14 protein-coding genes and 5 pseudogenes are annotated in these 22,854 nt (G+C 39.0%); 8 read left to right on the forward strand and 11 right to left on the reverse strand.

Annotated elements, in window-relative coordinates; translation table 11 throughout:
• Nucleotides 1-408: 408 nt before the first annotated feature.
• The 4 genes and pseudogenes from VE944_RS14935 to VE944_RS14950 form a co-directional block, all read right to left on the reverse strand.
• A complete protein-coding gene (locus VE944_RS14935; protein ID WP_324978280.1) occupies nt 409-984 on the reverse strand; it encodes a PEP-CTERM sorting domain-containing protein in 576 nt (191 codons plus the stop codon).
• Between the two features lie 205 nt (nt 985-1,189).
• A pseudogene (locus VE944_RS14940) lies at nt 1,190-1,315 on the reverse strand (ISAzo13 family transposase); the annotation flags it as partial.
• 63 nt (nt 1,316-1,378) lie between these two features.
• Complete coding sequence (locus VE944_RS14945) at nt 1,379-2,371, reverse strand: nucleoside hydrolase (RefSeq protein WP_324978282.1); 993 nt, start codon at nt 2,369-2,371, stop codon at nt 1,379-1,381.
• Nucleotides 2,368-4,800 (reverse strand): hypothetical protein, encoded by a 2,433-nt coding sequence (locus VE944_RS14950; RefSeq protein ID WP_324978284.1) that lies wholly within the window; start codon nt 4,798-4,800, stop codon nt 2,368-2,370. Before VE944_RS14950 ends, VE944_RS14945 begins: the two co-directional genes overlap by 4 nt.
• A gap of 835 nt (nt 4,801-5,635) precedes the next feature.
• On the opposite strand from VE944_RS14950, the gene VE944_RS14955 reads away from it, so the two are divergent.
• From VE944_RS14955 to VE944_RS14990, 8 genes and pseudogenes are all read left to right on the forward strand, one after another.
• The gene (locus tag VE944_RS14955) at nt 5,636-5,806 is read left to right on the forward strand and encodes a hypothetical protein (RefSeq protein ID WP_324978286.1); all 171 of its coding nucleotides are present in this window, start codon (nt 5,636-5,638) and stop codon (nt 5,804-5,806) included.
• A 12-nt stretch (nt 5,807-5,818) separates the two neighbouring features.
• Nucleotides 5,819-8,632, forward strand: a pseudogene (locus tag VE944_RS14960) (two-partner secretion domain-containing protein); the annotation flags it as partial.
• A 64-nt stretch (nt 8,633-8,696) separates the two neighbouring features.
• Nucleotides 8,697-11,342 (forward strand): CHAT domain-containing protein, encoded by a 2,646-nt coding sequence (locus VE944_RS14965; RefSeq protein ID WP_324978287.1) that lies wholly within the window; start codon nt 8,697-8,699, stop codon nt 11,340-11,342.
• A 20-nt stretch (nt 11,343-11,362) separates the two neighbouring features.
• On the forward strand, nt 11,363-12,361 hold the full coding sequence (locus tag VE944_RS14970; protein WP_324978289.1) for a DUF928 domain-containing protein: 999 nt from the start codon (nt 11,363-11,365) through the stop codon (nt 12,359-12,361).
• A gap of 6 nt (nt 12,362-12,367) precedes the next feature.
• Nucleotides 12,368-14,461 (forward strand): CHASE2 domain-containing protein, encoded by a 2,094-nt coding sequence (locus VE944_RS14975; RefSeq protein WP_324978291.1) that lies wholly within the window; start codon nt 12,368-12,370, stop codon nt 14,459-14,461.
• A 364-nt stretch (nt 14,462-14,825) separates the two neighbouring features.
• Nucleotides 14,826-15,446: a slr1658 family protein gene (locus tag VE944_RS14980; protein ID WP_324978293.1), complete on the forward strand. Its 621-nt coding sequence runs from the start codon at nt 14,826-14,828 to the stop codon at nt 15,444-15,446.
• A 51-nt stretch (nt 15,447-15,497) separates the two neighbouring features.
• Entirely contained in the window at nt 15,498-15,851 is a 354-nt protein-coding gene (locus tag VE944_RS14985) for a slr1659 superfamily regulator (RefSeq protein ID WP_324978294.1), read from the forward strand.
• Between the two features lie 200 nt (nt 15,852-16,051).
• Nucleotides 16,052-17,656 carry a mechanosensitive ion channel family protein gene (locus VE944_RS14990; RefSeq protein WP_324978296.1) on the forward strand — a complete coding sequence of 535 codons (1,605 nt, stop codon included), beginning with the start codon at nt 16,052-16,054 and terminating at the stop codon, nt 17,654-17,656.
• Nucleotides 17,657-17,819: 163 nt separating this feature from the next.
• Here VE944_RS14990 and VE944_RS14995 read toward each other — a convergent pair.
• The 7 genes and pseudogenes from VE944_RS14995 to VE944_RS15025 form a co-directional block, all read right to left on the reverse strand.
• Nucleotides 17,820-17,930, reverse strand: a pseudogene (locus VE944_RS14995) (ISKra4 family transposase); the annotation flags it as partial.
• An 11-nt stretch (nt 17,931-17,941) separates the two neighbouring features.
• Nucleotides 17,942-18,067, reverse strand: a pseudogene (locus tag VE944_RS15000) (ISKra4 family transposase); the annotation flags it as partial.
• 337 nt (nt 18,068-18,404) lie between these two features.
• The gene (gene cysC, locus VE944_RS15005) at nt 18,405-18,980 is read right to left on the reverse strand and encodes an adenylyl-sulfate kinase (RefSeq protein WP_324978299.1); all 576 of its coding nucleotides are present in this window, start codon (nt 18,978-18,980) and stop codon (nt 18,405-18,407) included.
• 188 nt (nt 18,981-19,168) lie between these two features.
• Complete coding sequence (locus tag VE944_RS15010) at nt 19,169-20,011, reverse strand: SDR family NAD(P)-dependent oxidoreductase (RefSeq protein WP_324978301.1); 843 nt, start codon at nt 20,009-20,011, stop codon at nt 19,169-19,171.
• 13 nt (nt 20,012-20,024) lie between these two features.
• On the reverse strand, nt 20,025-21,041 hold the full coding sequence (locus VE944_RS15015; protein WP_324978303.1) for a 3-oxoacyl-[acyl-carrier-protein] synthase III C-terminal domain-containing protein: 1,017 nt from the start codon (nt 21,039-21,041) through the stop codon (nt 20,025-20,027).
• A gap of 56 nt (nt 21,042-21,097) precedes the next feature.
• Nucleotides 21,098-22,351, reverse strand: a complete 1,254-nt coding sequence (locus VE944_RS15020; protein WP_324978305.1) for a sulfotransferase family protein — start codon at nt 22,349-22,351, stop codon at nt 21,098-21,100.
• Nucleotides 22,352-22,552: 201 nt separating this feature from the next.
• Nucleotides 22,553-22,854, reverse strand: a pseudogene (locus VE944_RS15025) (hypothetical protein); the annotation flags it as partial.

Here is a 22,854-nt window from a genome sequence, read left to right on the forward strand (position 1 = left end):
TCTAGATGTTGCAATAACTATGGCTGTTAATGCCATTACTGATGAAAATGCTCTAAATTGGTTTAATCATTGTGGTTTATTCTTTGAGCCTATTTAGATAGCTCTTTTTGTAGTGACTTTGATCGCAAACTGCTGTAAATCTCGTAGGAGTTTTAAATCTGACTTTTTTAGCCAGTCCAAATAAAACTTTTTCACTGGCTCTAAAAGCGCGAGATCGCACTTGATATTATTCGTAAATTGCTATGACTTTTTAAGGTTATGACGCTTGTACAAAAGATGCAAGCCGATACAACAAAGATGCAAGTCGATGCAACAAAGTTGAATGATAGCCCTACGAGTTCAGTGAACTAGTAGGGCTAGAATAGAGATTCAGTAAATTTAGCAAGCCTGACTAGAAAGCCCTAATTTCTAGCAAGAGGCTTGCTTTTTCTTCAAAGATGAGCCTACACCCAAGGCAGCAAACCCTAGCAAACCCAACATAGAAGTAGGTTCAGGGACTTTGGATACCTGAATAGAGCCAGAATTTTCATCTAGTGTTATTGATGTTCCCTGTTGATTGACATCCTGACGTAATCGCAAAGAGTCGCCAACCGTTCCAGAGAAGAAGTATTCTCCAATTACACCCGTCCCGCCTCCTACATTCAAGGGGCCAAACAACGTATTAGTCGAAGTATCAAAGTTAAAAGCGAAAAAATCAGACTGTGATACTCCACCAGCAACGGTGTCATAAGTTCCCAAAAGATTTTTAGATGGATCTAAGAAGGATACATTCAAGGATTGTAAAAAGTTGGTTGCTCCACCACCAGCTTCGGAAATGATTGTTGGTGCTGTAGTTTCGTCGTAGCTGAATGAACCTGTGGCTGAATAACCAGCATCACCTAGCCAGTTAAAGTTTAACTCAATAGCTCGAGCTGGGTTGTTAGCAGCAACAACAGCAGCACTGGTTGCTGCGATCGCGGCGATTTTGGTGAAAATGTTTTTCATGGTCATAGCTCCAAAGTTGATTGAAATAATGCAGATATCAATGCATTAAACAAAACTAAGCTTACCATAGAAATATATTTGACTTTTCACGGGATGTGGAAAAGAAATATGGTTCGCGAAAGACTTTGTTGGCGAATTCAAAAAGCTCCTGCATGGAGGAAGATTTAAGTATAGAGTTAGTAGCTTTTTATTCAATATTCAATTGTGCAAGCCTTTGCCCTCCTAAACCTAAGCCCTGAACTGTCTGTGCCATAAATTTACGTTTTTCAGCACCAAATAATTGAGATGCAGTTTCAATCAACAACTTTTTAAGAGAATCAGTTAATACTATAGGCACCAGTTACCACACTCAAAAACAAGCGTCATTATTTAAATTACTACAAAAGGGGAATGATTATGAGCAGACAAGTTTATCAAACAACTTTAAAAACCTTTTGGTATCAACATCTAAGCAGGCTTCTACATTAGGTGGATTGCTTTTATCATCTCGGCGATCGCGCCTATCTGCTAGCGACAAACCAGTGGTAAATCGTCCTTCAGTTTCCACAACTATATAAAGTGATTCAGTAGTAACTAAACTCGGATCAATAGCAACTGCCATTGCCAAAGGATCGTGTAAATAACAGCCGTGAAAACCTTCATGAGTGCGATAGAAAGCCATATAAATTCTGGTACAATCAGCAATAAACTGGGTAACTTTTGTAGGACGACGCTGTAAATTTTCTTCCACAACTTGGCGGGTGAGAGGGGCTTTCATAGCTACATCTAAACCCACCAATGTTAAGGGAATCCCTGACTGCATGACGATTTGAGCCGCATGAGGATCTACAAAAAAGTTAAATTCAGCCGCCGCCGTAATATTTCCAGGTACGGTGACAGCCCCACCCATGATGATAATCCGCCCTATTTGTTTCATCGTTGCGGCATCTTTTTGAATTGCCGTTGCTAGATTCGTTAGTGGGCCTAAAGCAATAATATTGAGGTGATCGCCGTACTCTTTGGCTGCTGAGAGAATAACATCAATAGCATTTTCTGTAGATGGTTCGATGGTTAATTGAGGATAGCTGGCTGTACCATCTGCGGCTTTAAATTGATCTAATTCGCCTAGCCCATCTGCACCATGAATCCCCGCAGCATTAAAGGGCGGTTTAACCAGAGGTTTTTCACAGCCTTTAGCAACAATTGGTAAGGTATTGGGTGCAACAATACTTAGTACTCGCAATACATTATTTGCAGCTTGATCTACATGAATATTACCAGCTAAAACTGTAATTGCTTTCAGGTCTAATTGTGGTGAGTTCAATGCCATAATCAATGCCAAGGCATCATCAACACCACCATCCGTATCTATAATCACTGGCATGGGCTGATTTTGAAGGATTGTCATGCTGAATATTCCTCTTCTTCTAGAATGGCGTAGAAATTCAAATTGCGATATCTCTGCAAAATCATATTGGCGTATTCTTTCGAGTAGAATGAACCGCATAGATAAGCTTTTCCCCAAGGATTTTCAACTTTGGGGGCAGTGGGAAATAGCGCTCTAATCCCCTCATTTTGCTCAAAATTAGTGGGAATAATCAATATCTTGTACTGCTTTGACAAGGTTTCATCTGCTAGATAACTGTCCAGTAAATTATTTAACTCTGACATAATCAGCGATTCTTCTGCTGAAATATTTTCGTCAACTTTTACTAGTAAATTCAATAAATCTCGTAGTCTTCCCACCTGAAAATATGGCGGCTCTAACGAGAGATAATCTAGTACGCTTTGCCGTAAACTAACAAAATCGCTATCTTCACCAGTTAATAACTTTTCTCGAATTTCTTCAGTGGAATATTTAATTCGGTAAGAATCCAGCATTTGTTGAATGAAGTCAACTTCAGTGTCATGCAGATTTTTATCAATTAGGGCAACTTGGCAGAGAATGTTAAAAATCTGCTCTACCTCTCGCAAATTATCTTCGGCGTAAATACGCACGATTTGTTGCGAAAATTCTTCTGCATTATAGGTGTTGTGCCAATGTTTCAGGTAAGTTTCTTTAGGAATGATGAGAATTTCAAGTTTCTCTTCAGCCGTAATGGTTGCTTCCTGCTGATCTCCACGAATAACCCGGATATTACCTAACGGAATCCAAGGTTTTACATATTGGGGTTGATACCCGCCTAATGGGTTGCTTACGAGCCCTATACCCATAGGAATATAAACAAAACCAGGAGGCGATCCTGCTTGGATCAATGTTTCACCTGCTTCAAGGGCGGATAAGTACACATCAGTAAAAGCTTTGTGTGGATCAATATTGTGAATTTTATGACCCGATTGAGAAACTCTCAACAGAATTTTTTGTTTCTGTTCCAGTGACCAATCTAGCTCTTTGGCACTCAAATAGCGATCGCGTTCTTCTGGGTCAATATTTTTGAGTGAGGGAACAATTCTACTCTTCAACCCTATTTCCGGCGCGATTTTTTTTAATTCGGCTTGGACAGCTTCGGCAAAATCTAGGTTGTCGTCAGTATTTTCTAATAAAATTTCAATGTTTTCACTGTTCTTAATCACATCATTGTCATGAGGCGATCGATGAAAAGTATCGATAATATCGCGTTGAATATCGTCAATTACAACAGCTAAATAGTAAGCTGCCCGTTGTGTAGCATCTTGGTTAGTAAATGAACCTCGATTGAAAGATATTCTTATATCGCCGTTAGCAGTCAATTCACTACTGGCAATGTTTGCTTCTCCAGCATTAAGGGGGTTTGCTGCTTCTAATAAAAATAATTCACCGCTGCCTTTTTGCAAAGCATAAATTGCCTTAGCTGTATTTTGGTCAACAAAAATCTGATAACCTCCTGATGTTTTATAAACTGTACCTCTCTGTCGCAAAGCATCTGCTGCTCGCAAAGCACGGATAGTATCACCCACATCAGCAATTAAAGCTTGCACCTCTGGATGCTCGCAAACCAGCCAGGAAAATGCCTGTTTTTCAAAGTCAGTATAATATCTATCAATACGTTCGTTATGGGGGCTAATTCCCTGATTAAGAAATTCTGCCTGAGTAGCTTTAATTTGCTGTAAAGCTATTTCTAATTTTTCAATTTTAAGCTGTTGTTGGGGAGATTTTTTCGCATGAGATAATTTATTTTCGGCTTTATTTACTTGTTGTTGGTGATAAAGATGATGCAAATTAACCGCAGCAATTTCTCTCATTAACTTTTTGAATTCTTGAGGATTATTCAATACCTCAATAGGAACTTTGCTTTTACTATGAGCAACCCCCAATGATACCATTTCACGTAACACAAGTTGAGGATCTTCTGTCAATGCTCCTTTATCAGCTAAGTTAATTAAACGCCAAGAAACATTGCCACAATTTTCAGTCCAAATCGTATCAATTACCTGATCAAAAGCAGAACTAAATACTTCTTGAGTAACAAATTCTGGGTGCATCGCCCGGCCAAATGGCGAAAAATCAAGCATTCCCATATCATGGTTATAGACAAGTATGATTCCATAACCTTTCATAAAATCAAACCATAGAGACTCTCTTTTGGGAATGAGAACTCCATGAATGGCTTCCAGCACAACTAAGATATTACGAGCAACATCTCTGACATGAACGACACCATGATCCGAATAAAGTGCGACGTGCTGAAGGGGATTTGCTAGAAAATTTTCATCTCTAGCAGCATAATCTAACTCTGCTTGCTGCTGAACTTTAGCATAGTAATTTTCTTCAATGTAAGTTCTTATTTTTGCTGGGAGATATCGTTCTACATGCAGTAATTGGATATCTTCAATGTGTTTAGTAAAATTCAAATTCATAATTGTAATATTTTTATAAATGCCTATAAATTATTTTCGCTGAAACTGTTGGCAAAACTTTCACCAGTTGCCATGCAATATTTATTTTTTGTAATTGCTGATAAAATAATATTGTTGCTATAGCAAATCAAAGAAGCACCCTGCCAGTTTCTCCAAGGTCTTAAACCAAATTAATCGTACTCCTAAATTTGACACAAATAAAATTAAATATTGTAACTAAAGTTGTTGTAGCGATAATATGATTCGCTGGGCTGCTAATTATATCACTTAATTATCTTGATTTTTTTAAGAACAAGTTAAAAAAGGGAGAATTTTTAAGTTCAAACAGTTTCTTCAATATAAATCACAACATCAAACCAACCAAATTAAAGTTTTTATGAAGAAGTAAGGAGAATTATGTAAATTTTCTATTAATAGTGCTGTTTTTAAGTAAAGTGAAGGATAATCAGATTTACCTACAAAAATCTTTAATTTTAGGTAAAAAATAGCTTTACTTAGTAAATTTACGACCATAGTGATATCTGCGGGTATTACTATAACTGCTGGAATGAAACTTGAAGTAGCAGCAGTAAGTTCATTGATTGATGATACAGTGTTAATTTGTAAGGATTGTCATCCGATACAAATACTTTTATCAATGTCAATTTAGTAACATCTGTTGTGTCCACTAGTGTTCCCGAACCTAGTCCGGCGATCAGAGTTTTAGCTATGAATGGGCTGGAATGTGTATATCTACTCAAACGTAAATTAATCAAAGTTCAAAATTATTGACTTTAAGTGGAAGAAGAATTCAGGTGTTGCTGAAACAGAGGAAACTGATAGGGCTACTATGCTGATGAAAATTTTAACAAGCAGTACGGCGATCGCCTGTATTCTGGGTTCAACAACAACTGCTGTAGCTCAAATAGCTGCTGATGACAGTTTGCAAGTTGAACGCTCTGTCCTTACACCTAATGTTCAAAGTCCCAAAGGTAACATTGATCGCATAGATGGGGGAGCGATTTGAGGTAGTAACCTATTCCACAGTTTTCAAGATTTTAATGTAGGTAATCAACAACAGGTTTACTTCTCTAATCCCTCTGGAGTCGAAAATATCCTGAGTCGAGTTACAGGAAACCAGGCTTCTAATATTTTCGGTACACTCGGAGTATTAGGAAATGCCAATCTCTACTTAATTAATCCTAACGGCATAATTTTCGGTAAAAATGCGCGTTTGGATATCTCTGGTTCTTTCTTTGCTAGCACCAGTAACGCTCTTTTGTTCAAAAACGGTTATCAATTTACTACTCAAGATCCCAAAGCACCCCCCTTGTTAACTGTCAATGTTCCTCCGGGGTTAGAGAGTTGGTTAGCGCCCCAAGGTGCGATCGCTAACAGTGGGAATTTATCAGTTGGACAAAGCTTGACTTTAGTTGGTACAAATCTTGACTTACAAGGGCAATTACAAGCAGGTAGTAATTTAACCTTGCAAGCTAGTAATACTCTAAAAGTGCGGGACAACCTAAATTACCCTTTCATTGCCTCAGCTAAACAACAACTGTTAGCTGAAGGAAATAAGATAGATATTTTTGCCTTAAACGATCCCTCTAGTGGCTTCTTTTCTGGTCAAAATATGGTGTTCCGTTCCGCCAATCCTATTGCTGGGGACGCTCATTTTTTTAGTGGCGGTAATTTTAGCATCGAACAAATAAACGGACAAGGAGGAGATTTATCTAGCTTTAACAACCCGATTATTCGTTCAAGTGGAGATGTTAGTTTTAATAGTTATACAGGAGCTTCCATTCATGTTTTTGCAGGTGGAAGTGTAACAATTAATAATATTTATGTTAACCGTTCAGATCCAACTAACTTTATTAATGAAACCGTTACTCTTTCGGATGGATTAACGCAAGTTATCGTTAATGGCAATGCTGAACCTACTATTGATATTAGGGCTGGAACTACTAATTTTAATCCAACTGGAATCAAAGGAGCAATAAATGTTTTTTCATCTACTCCTAGCACAGATGGTAAACCAATAAGCGCAGATATCACTATTAATCAAATTATTAATTCGGGAGGACTGGTTTTTTTAACCAATCAGTATCAACCTAATTCTTCTCTATCGGGCAATATTACAGTTAACTCTGCACTAAGCGTATTTGGTAGGGGTGCAGGGGGGGAGAATATTGTGATTGATTCACGTGGGAAAATTATTACTCGCCAACTTCTGACGGGTTTTGGAATTGATTTTTCTACATTTACATTTTCCAAACCCAGTGGAAATATCACACTTTTAGCTCATGATGATATTGTCATACGACCAGCATCACAGATTCTTTCTTTTGGCACAGTTGGAGGTAACATTACTCTCAAGAGTAAATCTGCAATTATTCAAGAACAAACTCCACTTAGAGAGTCATTTATTGGCAATTCTTCCTTTAGTGCTGGACAAGGCGGTGATGTGACACTAAACGCACCATTGATTTCCTTGGGGAGAAGTATAACAAGAACAGATGGAAAGCTCATCATTACTACTAATTCTTTAGAAGCTAACCAAGCTAAATTATTCACCAGAAGTAATGGTGGTAATGCTAATAATATCATTATTAATGCTGATTCAATTTTATTAAATAACTCAAAGATAGGAAGCCAGAGCATAGGTATAGATGCAGGGGAAGCTGGTGATATAGAGATTAATACTAGATCCTTTGTTGCTATTAATAATAGTCAGGTATTTTCTCAAACAGAAGGTTTAGGAAATGTTGGCAATATAGTAATCAAAGCTACAGACAGAGTTCTCTTGTCTGGTGCAAATACGGGTTTATTTGCTAATACAACTTTGGGTTCTAGCGGTAACAACGGTAATATTTTCGTCGATTCCCAACTTGTTGAGATTCGGGATGGTGCTGCTATTTCCACCGATAGCCAAGGAAGTGGTATTGGTGGGAACATTGAAATCCAAGCAAACAAATTAACCCTCGATAATCAAGCCTTAATTACCACAAAAACAGCTAGCACTGAAGGTGGTAATATTAATCTACAGTTAGCAGATTCGTTATCATTACGCCGTGGAAGCGACATTTTGGCGATCGCAGGTAATGAAACTACAGGTGGAAATGGTGCTAACATCACTATCAACACAGATTCACTGTTCGCTGTACCTGGAGAAAATAGTGATATTACAGCCAATGCTTTCTTTGGTGATGGTGGCAAAGTTGATATCAGTACAAAAGATATTCAAGGATTCGAGTTTGATACACTTAGCTCCTTGAGTAATATTACTTCCAGTTCAAAAAAGTTAACGATTCGCATTCCACCGCCAGAAGTTTCTAGCCCACTACCAGAAGTTCCTAACCCACCGCCAGAAGTTCCTAATCCACCGCCAGAAGTTCCTAATCCACCGCCAGAAGTTTCTAGCCCACCACCAGAAATTCCTAGCCCTAGTCCTGTGTTAGATTTTTCTAGCCTTGAATCAATTAATAAACCGGATGCTGCTGCGAATTCGGTTTTGATAGAATTACCAAACCCAGAGAGCGATCGCGAGAATAAAATAGTTACTCCTAGTTGTACATCTACAGAGGGTAATTCTTTTACTATTACAGGTAGGGGAGGCTTACCAACAGACCCTACAGCAACTATTCGTGGTCAAACTATCTTGTCAGATACACGAGATTTTACAACTACGCAGAATAGCAATCAAATAAATAGTTCTTCTACAATTCTTCCAACAAGACAACAAATTGTCGAAGCAACAAGCTTGATAATTAACAACCAAGGACAAGTGGAATTGGTAGCATTTTTACCTCAAGAGAGTTTATCGCAAAAACGTCCTAATTGTAGTAATTTATAAACTTTCTTTGTAAAATTTATAAATTTCACATATATACAAACAATACCCAAAGAAAAGAGTTTATATGAGGAAAATATCTAGACGAAAGAAATATAACTATTTAAACAAAACAGGATTTTGGTTATTTTCAAAACGAAAAATCAAGGTTTTATGGTTTTTTTATACTTGCTTATTATTAAGTATTTTATTAGTTATCAAGAGTATTCCTGCTGTTGCTAATCAATCCATATTATCAAGAGCAAATCAGGAAATTCAACAACTCTCAAATTCTTCAAATTTATTACAACAAGGAAAAAATTACTATCAAGCTGGACAATACACAGAAGCAGCTAGAGTTTGGAAAAATGCACTGAAGTTTTATCAATCAAAAAAAGAATTTATTAATCAAGCTCAAGTTTTAAATTATTTAGCGTTAGCATATAAAGATTTAGCGAAAATACCACAGGCGCAAACTGCGATCGCTGAAAGTATCAATATTATCAAAAGCTTAAAAACTCCCGATACTAAAAGTAGTTTACTATTAGCACAGGCATTAAACACTCAAGGAACGCTCCAAATACTACAAGGACAAACTGACACGGCTATAGATACCTGGAAACAAGCAGCAGTCACTTATGAGCGCACAGGTGATAAAACGGGTAAACTCATCAGCCAAATTAATCAGGCGCAAGGTTTGCAAGCATTGGGACAGTATCGGCATGCCAAAACTTTGTTAGAAGAACTGGTGACAGAATTGCAAAGTCAGCCTGATAGTCTCTTAAAGGCTCGAGGGTTGAGAAGTTTAGGCGTGGCTCTGCAAACTGTTGGTGATTTAAAGCAATCTAAAACGATTCTAGATAAAAGTTGGGAAATTAGTAAACAATTCAACTCATCAACTGATGTAAGTGCAGTTTTATTTAGTATTGGCAATGTTGCCAGAGACTTACAACAATATGATGTTGCGTGGACATACTACCAACAAGCAGTTAATTTAGCTTCAGAAGCACAGCCTAAATTAGAAGCACAATTAAATCAATTGAGCTTGTTGGTTAAACTACAAAACTGGGAATCAGCACAGACAATAATTCCAGAAATAGAAACCAATCTTGCCCAACTTCCTCCTAGTCGCCCTGCTATTTATGCCAAGATTAACTTCGCAGAAAGCTTGATGGACTTAGAGCCAACTGAAGAAGGTAGAAAAGCAGTTTTAGACACCAACGCCGTCAAAATTTCCCACTTGCTAGCAACAGCTATTCAACAAGCTAAAGAAATCAAAGATCCGAGAGCCGAAGTTTATTCCCTTAACCAACTAGGTAAACTCTACCAAGAAAACAACCAGTTGGCAGATGCGGCAATTTTGACACAACAAGCATTAACAATAGCTCAAGAAATAAATGCTATAGATTTAGTAGCTCGTGCGGCGGGACAGATGGGTGCAATTGCTAGAGAACAAGGAGATAGTAATAGTGCCATCCCTGCTTATGAGATTGCTTTTAATAACTTGCAATCTCTACGTAGTGATTTAGTGGCAATTAACCGGGATGTACAGTTTAATTTTAAAGAAAGTGTTGAACCGATTTATCGAGATTACGTCAGCTTGTTGTTGCAAAAAGATAATCAAAGTAACCTTAAACAAGCTCTGCAAGTGATGGAAGCTTTGCAACTAGGGGAACTGGATAACTTTTTTCGGGATGCTTGCTTAGATAATAGCAATCCTGTAGTTTTAGAAAAAATTGACTTGCACGCAGCCGTTATTTATCCAATTATTTTAAGCGATCGCCTGGAAGTTATTCTTTCAGTTCCTAATCAACCTCTGCGTCACTACAGCACCAAACTACCAAAACAGCAAATAGAAGCTATCTTAAAACAACTTTATTCTTCCCTATCCCCTGGTTATTCGAGTAAGGAGCGTTTGCGACTTTCCCAAGAAATTTATAACTGGCTGATTGCACCTGCTCAAGCAACACTCCAGAAAAGTAGTATCAAAACTTTAGTTTTCATTCCAGATAGTTTGTTGCGAAACTTGCCAATGGCTGTTCTATATGATGGCAAACAGTATTTAATCGAAAATTATAGTGTTGTTCTCAGTCCTGGATTACAACTATTTCCTCAAGGACTGCAACGCCAAAAATTGAGCGTGTTAGCGGCTGGATTGACGGAAGCACGCCAAGGCTTCAATCCCTTACCTGGAGTTACAGAAGAAATTAAAGAAGTTACTACAGAAGTTAATTCACAAGTGTTGCTAGATAAGAAGTTTAGCAGAGACAGTTTAAAAGCGGCGATCGCTAATAAATCTTTCCCCATAGTTCACCTTGCTACTCACGGTCAATTCAGTTCCAACCCAGAAGAAACCTTTTTGTTGACCTGGGGCGATCGCATTTCCATTCAAGATTTTGACCTGTTGTTTAAAAACAGAAGTCAAACAAACATAGAACCGATTGAATTATTAGTGATGAGTGCTTGTCAAACAGCTGTAGGTGATAATCGTGCAACATTAGGTTTAGCTGGATTTGCTTTGCGTTCTGGTGCTAAAAGTACTCTTGCTAGTTTATGGTCAGTAAATGATGAGTCTACTTCCTCCTTGATGAAAGAATTTTATCACCAATTGAGTAATCAAAAACTAAACAAAGCTGAGGCATTGCAACAGGCACAAATCAAAATTATGGCTAATCCTTTATACAAACATCCTTATTTTTGGTCTTCTTTCGTTCTTGTCGGTAATTGGTTGTAAATATAGCAAAAGAGGTGAGAATGGTTAAGTTTAATTCTAAAATATTTTTATTTTTCACTATTAGCGGCACATTAATAGTTTTGACAGAAAATTCTACATTAGCAAGCCTTCTCCCTCAAGAGAATCCAACCGTTACCAATCAAGTTCTCATTAGTGTGGAATTTAAACTGCCCAAAGATGCAGCCCCCAAAACCAGCGTTGGCGGTGGCGTTCGCGGACAAGTCCAATTCGCCTTACCCGGAGGTTCAGCACCTAGAACCAGTGTTGGCGGAGGTACAAGAGGTGATGTGCAATTCGCCCTACCTGGAGGTTCAGCACCTAGAACCAGCGTTGGCGGAGGTACAAGGGGTGATGTGCAATTCGCCCTACCTGGAGGTTCAGCACCTAGAACCAGCGTTGGCGGAGGTACAAGAGGTGATGTGCAATTGACTCTACCTAGTGGAAATTCAACCCCTAGAAGCAGCATCGGTGGTGGTACAAGGGGAAAAACTGCACCATTAACAGCATTAGTTCCCCCTACCAAACAGGGACGCACTGTGTTAGCAAGCCCCACAATTTTTGTCTATTTGCCTCCAGTTGGCGCAGAAACCGTATTTTTCAGCCTCCAAGACGAAGACGGAAATCCCCATTATTCGACAATGCTAAAAGTTCCTCCCGATGGCGGTGTAGTTAGTATTACGTTATCTCCAGCAGCACCACCTTTAGTAATAGATAAAAATTACCTGTGGTATTTTGCACCTATTGAACCAGGCGGAATTCTCCGACCTGATAATTATTCTGTAACAGGCTGGATAAAACGAGTCAAGGCTACATTTAATGAGCAGGAGTTAGCCTCATCCCCTGTGGAATTAGCCACTAAATATGGTGAGGCTGGTATATGGTATGATACCCTAAAAATTTTAGCGGCGGCAAAGCGATCGCAACCAAATAATAAAGCTTTCGCTACTGAATGGCACGATTTACTCAAGCAAGTTGGACTAGAAAATATTGCCTCTCAACCATTGACAGAAGCTTTTTAAAGAATAATGTGGGAAAAACTCAAAAAATCACTTAAAAAATGGCAAGGAACGCTGATAATTACTCCCTGTGTTGCAGGATTGGTCATTGCAGGGAGTAATATAGGTGTTTTTAGAATTTTAGAATGGGTAACTTTAGATCAATTATTTCGTATTCATCCGCAAGAAGCTATAGACAAACGAATTGTAATTGTCACAATTGATGAGCCAGATATTCAATATGTCAAGCAATGGCCGATGTCTGATCGCGTTATGGCGAAAATGATTCGCAATATCAAAGCACAACAACCAAGAGCGATCGCCATCGATATTTATCGAGATTTACCCGTAGAACCGGGACACGCAGAACTTGTCAAAGAATTTCAAAATACTCCCAATTTTATTGGCATTGAAAAAATTGCCGGGAAACCAGTTGCACCACCACCAATTTTAGCTAAACAGAGTCAAGTAGCTGCCAACGACTTACTCTTAGATACAGATGGCAAAATCCGACGCGGGATTATTTTATTAGGTAAACCTGATCAAAGTTTAGCTCAAGGGCTAGGAGTTAAACTAGCCTTAACATATTTAGAAAAAGCAGGCATTGAATTGAAATTAATCAACGCAGATAAACAAATCTACGGTTTAGGCAAAGCTAAGTTTGTACCTTTATCTAGCAATGATGGGCAATACAACGAAGCTGACATGGGAGGATACCAAGTTTTAATTAATTATCGAGGAGGGCTAGACAGTTTTACTCATATTTCCATGACCGATATTTTAGAGAATCGCATACCTGCTAATTTTATACGAGATCGCCTAGTTTTGGTCGGTGCAAAAGCTCCCAGTTTAAATGATAGCTATAGTACCCCTTACAATAGCAATTTACTTTTTCCTACAGAGCTAGTCCCTGGAGTAGTAGTTCACGCAAATCTTACCAGTCAGATTCTCAGCGCCGCCATAGATGGCCGTCCAATGATGCGAGCTACCGTTAAACCTCTAAACTGGTTCTTAATCATCTTTTGGTCTAGATATAGTGCCACTCTTGGTACAATTTACATTAAAAAACGTTGGCTGACCATAGGTGGTTTATTACTGGCTGTGGTGATTATTTTTAGCAGTGCTTACATTGCCTTTCTTGGTGGTTGGTTAATTCCTGTATTTACACCATTATTAACTGTTATCAGCGCATTAATAATTGGTCTTGTACAGGTTTTATGGAAAAATCTGATGCTTTCCTATCGGCAATTAGAAGATTACGCCCACAACCTAGAAATTAAAGTTCAAGAACGCACTGCTGAACTAGCCGAAGCTAATGAAGAAATTAATATTCTCAATGAAAAACTCAAAGGAGAAAACCTCCGCATGAGTGCCGAACTCGATATAATTCGGCGAATGCAACAGATGATTCTCCCAAAACCAGAAGAACTAGAAGCTATTGAAGGACTAGATATTGCTGGCTTTATGGAAGCTGCGGATGAAGTCGGCGGCGATTACTACGATGTACTGCACATTGACGGAGTAGTAACTCTTGGTATTGGAGACGTAACTGGACATGGACTAGAAAGTGGATTGTTAATGTTAATGACACAAACAGCAGTTCGCCTCCTCAAAGAAATCCGCGAATCTGATTCAGTGCGCTTCTTTGACACACTCAACCGCACCATCTGCAAGAACGTGCAACGGATGAACTCTGAGAAGAACTTGACATTGGTGATTCTCAACTATGCTCAAGGGCAAATAAGTATCAGTGGACAGCACGAAGAAACAATTATCATCCGCAAAGGTGGGCAAATTGAGCTTATTGACACAATGGACTTGGGTTTTCCCATTGGTTTAGATGATGACATAACTGATTTTATTAGCGATATAACCCTGGAATTACAACCAGGTGATGGGGTTGTCCTCTACACCGATGGTATTACCGAAGCCAAAGACATCAATAAAAATCAATACGGACTTGAACCGTTATGTGAAATAATCAGTCAAAACTGGCACAAATCAGCATCAGAAATTAAAGATGCAGTAATTTTAGATGTGCGACGACATATTGGTAAACAAAAAGTATTTGATGACATCACATTGCTAGTATTCAAGCGACGGGAAGAAGTTTATAAAAGTTAATATCGGCAAATATAAACAATGCTCTAGAATCCAAAATGAGTTATGAAAATCTCCGATTCTTCTCTTTGTGCATCTACAGTTAATTTATTTTCAAAAATGATTTAGAACTGCTATACGATCATTAACTTAGATTTTTAGCTTATTGGGCATTGCATAATTGCGGTATTAAATCATTAAATTCAACTTTTAAAGTAAGAATTCAAGAGTCATAATTTATAAAGAATCTAGAATGCGTAATGTATTTCTTCATCAAACTTTTTTCTGATTATTTAACTATTTTGCCTCATGAATTCTTACCTTTTAAAACTCTTTTTATTTGCGCTTAACCTGCATTTATGTACAATTATTTTGAGATCAAAAAACTATGATTCCAATATCTACAGTCTCTACTATAATCAAAACTGAATTATTTGGTGATTTTATCTCTGACTTTCGTCCAGAACATGATTCTCTTGAACTTTCTTTTACACCCACTTCTCGCCCAATCAAACAACGTTGGCGTAGCAATCGTCTTTCAGCACATTTTTTTGCAGACTACTTTACCAACTTTTTAGCTGTAGATGAGAATGAACCAAATCAAGAACAAATAATCAAAGAAAGTAAAAGTGCTGTTAGCTATGTCGCCAACGAACTTTTAGAAAATGCTATGAAGTTTAATGATGATAGTTCTAACTACATAGTAAGATTTGGTATTCATTTATTGAATGACGCAGATAGTGTCACTGCCGTGATTTTTGCCAGCAATAGTATTAAACTAGAAACTGAAGCTAAATTGAGAGCAGTTATTGAAAAAATCTTAACTTCAAATACCCATGAAATATATGTGCATCAAGTTGAAAAAAGTGCTGAAAAAAATGGGTCTTCTGGTTTAGGTCTGTTAACCATAATTAATGACTACTCAGCTAAAATTGGTTGGAAATTAGAAACTATTCAGCAAGAATCTATAATCATGGCTGTAACTACAATGGCGCAATTTAAGGTATAGTATTCATCGGTATCTGATTCAAATATTGTTTATTTAGGAAAAGAACATATTATGGTTTTGCAAGAGATTAAAGATGGAGATTACACCGTTGAAGCTGATACAGACTCTGCAACAGTTAACTTTAAAGGAGAATTGAGCCTTGGGGGATCGAGTGAATATGAACCAATTACCAATCTACTCAATAAAATTGCCGCAACCGATCCTGCAAGGATGACTTTGAACTTAAGAGATTTAGCATTTCTCAACAGTTCCGGTATTAGTATGTTATCAAAATTTGTCCTGAGCTTGCGTAAGAAAAAAGGAATTCAGTTGCTTGTCTTAGGTTCAAATACTATGCCTTGGCAAGGAAAATCATTGAAAAATCTAGAACGTTTACTCCCTGGTCTTAAACTTGAAATTGAATAATAAATATACTAAAAAGCTTAAAGCATTGCTACTGCTGGGCTTTAGTTTTTTGGTTCTACGATACTTATTATGATATGTAGTTTTGATAATATTTGAAGCCCTTATCTAATGAGGGTTTTAAACATTATTTTTTGATTTAAGATGGATTTAACATGACAGATAATTAAACAATTATAAATAGAAGCAATAAAACTACTACAATGCTAAACAAACTTTTACCATTTGAAACAAATACTTGGGCTTTTGTTCTAAGTAGCTTACTAATTACATTTGTTGGCGGCATTTTACTTTATGTCATTTTATTTTATGTATTGCGTTCCCTTTTTCGCAAATTTGAACGAGATATTGCCCTAGTTACTCTTAACGTTTCGGCTTATCCGGCTCTAGCTACTTTTGTGTTAGGTGTCCTCAAATTAACCTTCGAGAGTCTGCCTTCAGGTGCAGTGATTGACAGCTTTGAAAATATCATAACAGCCGGAATAATCATATCAATTAGCTATTGGATAGTACAAGTTTTTATTGAAGTTTTTATTTATTACCTGAAGCAGTATACTCAACAAACAGAAGCCATGTGGGACGATGTGCTACTACCTCTCTTAGAAGCAGTAGCTCCTGTTGTAATTTACTTGATAGCTGCTTTTTTGGTTTTACGTTCCTTTGGAGTCGATCTTACTGGTATTTGGGTAGCTTTAGGTGGTGCGACATTCGTAATTGGTTTTGCAGCTCAAGGCATCCTGGCAAACTTCTTTAGTGGTGTTGTGTTGTTGATTGATACACCCTTCCAGTTTGGTGATGTTTTGCGGCTTGAGGACGGTTCTATTGCCATACTAAGAAAAATTGGTGTGCGGGTTACGCAACTTTATGTACCTGATAAACATTATAATATTTACATTCCTAATAGTAATTTACAAAGCCAGAATATTATTAACCTCAGCCGTCCTACAGCTTATTATCATCACTCCAGTCAGGTAGAAGTACTAGTCAAGTATGATATGTATGAAGCTAAACAGATGATAGTAAAAATCATTTTATCTCATCCAGATACGTTAGGAGATATTGATAAAAAATTAGAAATAATTGATGATTACTATCAAATTGATGAACTAACAGAACAACAAAAAATAGGCAAACTGCGCTTAATTGCAGAACAGGAAGTTAACTATAAATTAGAAGAGATTCAAATAGGACTAGAAACACTAGTTGTTACACTCCAGTTTGCCGAAAAGGGTGGGTTAACTCAAGATGAAATTAATAATGTACAGCAGGAGTATAAGGATATACTAGCTTTGATTGGGTTAGAAGCAATTGCGGAAGCTCAAAACAATCGTACTATTTTTAACTTGCAAGAAATCAGAGTTCAAGATTCGTTGATTGAGTTAGTTCGGGAATGGTATCGCATCTGGATTCGCGATCCAAATCTCTTGGATAATGATAGTTACATGATTTCTGAAGAGTGGGAACGTAAACTTAATCTAATCAAGCGGAGATCGCAGCGTTTATACCAAAAAATTTCTAATCCCCAAACTGAAGAAACTCGGATTGATGATTATGTGATGGAATTAAATAAATGGGTTCGTGAACGATTCAAAGAACCGCGACAAAAGTGGCAAGAACCACAAGTTTTAATCAAAGGTACAAATCATAGCGATGATGGCATTACCTATGCTGAATTTAAGCTCAATTTCTTTGTTGATGATATCAAACTAGAGAATGGTAGAAGGGGCGATCGCGTTAGCAGTCAGATATATCAAGAGGTTTTGCAATATCTCAAGTCCAAAAGTGTGAATGATATTAATATTGCCTGAATTCCGCGAAGTGACCGAAAGAGTACCAAGTAAGGTATTGTATTTACAAATATGTAGTAGATTCGCCAACAGTATCCGTTGATACTCACACCCCTTATTGTCGCAACCACCTACATCTTAGCGATTATACCTCTTTGCATTTTTTGAGTTTGGTGATTGCTGGTTCTACTTGTCCGTGCCAAAGTTCGGACTCAATGTCCACCAGGAATTTTTTAGTAGCTTGTATTTTATACAGGTTTTCCTTCAAGTGATACCAATCTAAAATTTCTTGCCGAATATTGGAGCCTGATCTCGAACGGCTGTTTCGATTCCTTCAAAGGTTTCGATTTTTGAGGGTGGCGTGTTTTTATACAGAATCTTGGCGATGGCTTTTACGTGTGCATCCAACTGTTTTTTATCTTCTGGGGTCATTGTCCTTGATCTTGGGATTGAACACAAATAATTCTCTCGAATTCTTGCGTTGATGTACAGTCCCCTTATTCTTCGCGAGGATTCATCGCGAATTATCTTGCCTTCTCCCCCTCTTTTTGCACATTTGGGATGCTCCCAATTGCATTGATATAACGCTACTAATACTTTCCTTTTTCTCCATTCATATAAGTTACATTTTGTCAAAACAAATTAGATGCGTTTCCCCTGTCTCTGTGAGCGACGTATACATAGTGAAATAAGAGAAATTGTTGAGTTGAAGTTAAAACAGAAGCAGTAAATCGAAATTTTTTCTAAGTTCACGCTTATAGTTAATATTTCAACTTACGCAGCTAGAACTGTACTTTAATTCAGGCTTGGGATTAATGTAATCTTGCGACTTTAATTCTGTGATTACCTTATCAATGCTTTCCTCAATAGTTTCCTCTGACGTGTAGCAAACAATGTCGGGATATAAAGGTTCTTCATAAGGATCATTAATGCCTGTAAAGGATTTAATTTTTCCATCTCGTGCCATGGCATAAAGTCCTTTGACATCTCTAGCTTCACAAACCGGAAGTGGCGCGTTTACATAAATCTCAATAAAATTGTGGGTTGTCTGCCGCAGTTCTTCTCTTATTTCCCGATAAGGGCTAATCGCAGCAACGATAACTACTATTCCATTTCGGCTAAGTAGATTTGCAACAAATCCAATCCGACGGATATTAATTTCTCGGTCTTCTTTACTGAAAGTTAAACCCTTTGACAAGTTGGTTCTAACTACATCACCATCTAGAACTTCCACTAAGCAATCACGCTCCTTAATATCTTCCTCTAGTCTTCTAGCAAGCGTGCTTTTACCTGCACCACTAAGTCCGGTTAACCATAGTATTAAACCTTTTCTTTTTCTTTCCATAGTTCCTCAGTAAAATTGATTGTTTGAGAAGCTGCCTGTAAACATTATTTAGGTCTGTGAAATAAGACTTTCGTATCATGAGTAGCTAAGTAAATATACTTCATACGAGGTATCCTATCCCTCCAACAATCTTTTTTTTAGTCGGCTTTAGATTTACTTTATAAATCTTCTCTCATTCCACCAGGACATCATTGTGGCACCTGCTCGTACTCGCCGACCTCGAAGACGTGATGGGCACCAGCCTGCCTCAGAACCCACTCTCCTATTCTGGGCGAGAGTGCCGTAAGCGCTAAAAGCAGGCGAATCGGGCGTGGACTGACTACGACTTCGGGTAGGTCGTGTTCGATGGCGCGAATGATAGCACAGGACACTGCATATACTGAGGTGGTACCTAAGATAAAAGGTGCGCGATTGCCACCTGAGGACAGTCTATCTGCGTACATCCCCACCTCTTTGACAAAACCTGGACAGATGACAGAGGCGCTCACGCTGGATTTACGCACTTTCAGTGAGAGGCGTAAGGAGCGCGTAAATCCCACCAGACCGTGTTTGGTGGCACTGTATGATTCACCACCACCAACCCCGAATAATCCACTTAGCGAAGCAACATTAACAATGTGCCCTCGATTCTGCTCTAACATTACTGACAACACTCGTTGGGTGAGAGTCATAGCCGCAGTAAGATTGACCGCGATAGTCTGTTCGATGTTTCTGAGCATACTCTGCTCAGAAGTCGATAGCATCACAACACCTGCATTGTTAATCAACAGGTCGATCGTTCCGAATTTACTGAGGGTTTGCTCAACAAGGTGGGCTTGTGCATTGGGATCGGTGATGTCAGTGGGGATGGTTAGGATCTGCGCCTGCGTCTGCTCCTTAGTGATGTCATGGCGAACTGCCTCCAATGCCTCAGCAGATCTTGCCGCCAAGACAATGCGGACTTTTCGCTCTGCTAGAGACTTGGCAATCTCTACTCCGATACCCCTAGATGCACCTGTAATGATAGCGGTAGTGCCAGAAAGTTCTCTCATAGATAACTCCTGATTATAGGGTAAACGAGTAGGCAGCAAAGGACATGCCCGCGCTACCTACCCAGCCAGCAACACGGTCACCCCGATTAACAAGTCCGTTGTGCCAAGCCAGCGCCAGACCCGCAGGAACCGAGGCAGAAACAAGATTTCCATACATTGGGTAGATATGCTGGATTTTGTCCTGCACACCGGCCTTCCTCGCAAATCGGTTCCACTCTCTATAGGAAGAGGCGTGGGGAAAAATACATTTAATATCCGGTTGAAGGTTGTGAATCTCACGCATTAAGCTAACGCATGGCTCCAAGCCATGGGTATGAAGCTCCTGTCCAAAGGAAGTGAAGTGAAGTTGACCATTTCTACCAATGCGGTCATTTTCGTTTGAGTAGAGTCCCAGTCCGAAAAGGTGTATAGTACAGAGGTCAGCTAGGTCGGGGCGGGACAAAAAGCGCCAAGTCCAAGGGTTATTTGGATCTGCCGAAACTAGGGTAGCAGTAGCCGCATTGCCAATAGTATAACTGGCAAAAGTCCATTCCACTTGGTGGAGGTTTTGGAGTTGATAGTTGTTTGGAAACAGATAACCCCCCTCTTGAGTGCCGAACTCTGCGTTGACAATTAGGATACGTCGGTAGCGTCCGGTAAGGAAAAATCCTTCGGCGATATGCATCGCTCGACTCCAACTCATACATGCGTCAACTAAATCAAAACACTCTACCTGTCGCATTTCCAACGCATGAGCTACTAAATAGGACTGTCCAGGCTCTAGAAATCCCTTGGAAATGCCCACATAAATTAAAAGATCTATCTCATCCTTATTCACTCCTGCTTCAGTGAGTGTGGCAAACACTGCTTTTTTAATGTGATCCAAGGGCTTTTCACCTTCTGCCAACCAACGGCGGCTTTTAGCTCCAGACAAGTGTAGTAATTTATTGATCCGTGTCAAAGTTTGTTCTAGATCGCCATTGAAGGTGTTCTGGCTATGTTGACGTATTAGATCGATAATTAGCTCATTGTCTTTTTCCTGCGAAGGCATCGATACATTTACAGCTTCAATACGCATGGCTAACCTAAGTATTTATAGATTGATAATTATGGATTCAGAATGTATTTTTGGTAATAATCGGCAAAACGCTTACGCACCAAAGCCTCAGTGGTATCAAAGTCTTCAGCCGAGTAGAGATGCTTGCCAAACTTCTCTTTGGATCGGTGGGCGACAAACTGCTCGATATGTCGGGACAACTCGTCGGTAAAAGTCAGATTCAATTGTTGGTAAATTTGCTGCACGCAGGTAATCGGATCGCGTACCAGCATATCGTATTGCACATCTACCCAGGAATGTCCGGATGACCGAGCGGCTTCTGTGGTGGTAATAAGGTGTTCCAGATAGGTCATATTGAACTCAGTCATGCGTTTGATATCTAAGGACTCGGTTACTATAGCGTGCAAAGAAAAAATTAGGCTGTGCAAACTTGGTACTACCTGAGCAGGGTCGCGATGGATCTGCACAAGGCGCACGTTAGGAATGACGTCGAGCAGAGCGTCGAGTGCACCCATGTGAGCAGGAGCCTTGAGGGTTAAACGATGACTAGGAGTTTCACGCTGAAAACGTTGTAAATACCACCGATATACCTGGTAAGAGTCATGCTTATTCTGATGTTGAAGCCAGTGCAGATACTCATATACCGGCGCAAATACCCAAAACGACAGACTCAAGAGTGTGGTGTCGAGCAGAAGCATACACTCCTCCGGATTGTCCGTATCAAAGTGATGTTTTCTATCAATTGCCGCATTCATACGCTTGATATTAGCTAGTTTGCGGTTCAGGTTTTGACGACGTAGTTCGGGTTTGGAACCTGCAATAGGTTCCATTAACTCCCAAAATAACAGCGGCCTAGCCTGAGGGTCTAAGGCGAGAAGATGATGCAGAAAAGTTGTACCTGATCGGGGGAGACCGATGACAATAACTGGTGGCTCAAGTGCTATATTAGAAACTTCGGGTTCCAGAGTCCGTGCGTGCACATAGCGAAGGCGATTGACTAAGGCACGCACAATATATTCGCGAATGCTTACTCGACCCACAAAAGAGAAATGCGTATCTGCTTCACATGAACGACACAGCACCTCCAGTGCTTCAGAAAAAAGTGGATTTTCATCAAAATCGCTCAGCTTGCTTTGCCACATAGCAATTTCGCGTAGCATATCCGGCTCGAATGGTGCCAGACGAATTCCCAATCGACGAACTTGGCGTTCAGTCTGGTTTAATATCTGTAGGTGTAATGGCAGCTTTGGAAGTTCGGTCTTGAAAAATCCTTGCATATTTGTATGGCAAATCCGGCGTTGCATTATATAGGGATGAATAGAATAGGTTTTCTAAAGTAACTGATCCATATTTATCACTAGACATCTCCAAAATAGTAACATTCTGTGGTAAAAAACTTACGGGGGGACAAAAAGGGCTAGGACTTACGCATTGACAGAAGCAACGCATCTTATTTCCTAATAAAAACTAAAGAAGGTTTTAAAATGACATTAATAATTCAGAACTTACGCATTGACAGGAATCTGACTATGTGAATTTAAGCCTATCTTTTGTTCCAGATGTTCCAGAATGAAGTCACGAGCCACCTGAAGAGACAAATTTCTCTGGACTTCATACCAGTTTTCAATTAACTCTTGAGTTCGCATTAATTCTAGTTGTGTGAAAGCGCGGATAGCGCTAAAAAAGTGAGTTTTAATGGGAGCATCCCAAATGTGCAAAAATAAATCAAGAAATATTATTCGCGAGAATTCATCGCGAATAAAAACATTGTGAGAGTTTGTGGGATTGATTTGAACTTTTAGAAAGT

Origin of the sequence: Nostoc sp. (assembly GCF_035638895.1) — a bacterium.
Lineage (GTDB): Bacteria > Cyanobacteriota > Cyanobacteriia > Cyanobacteriales > Nostocaceae > Nostoc.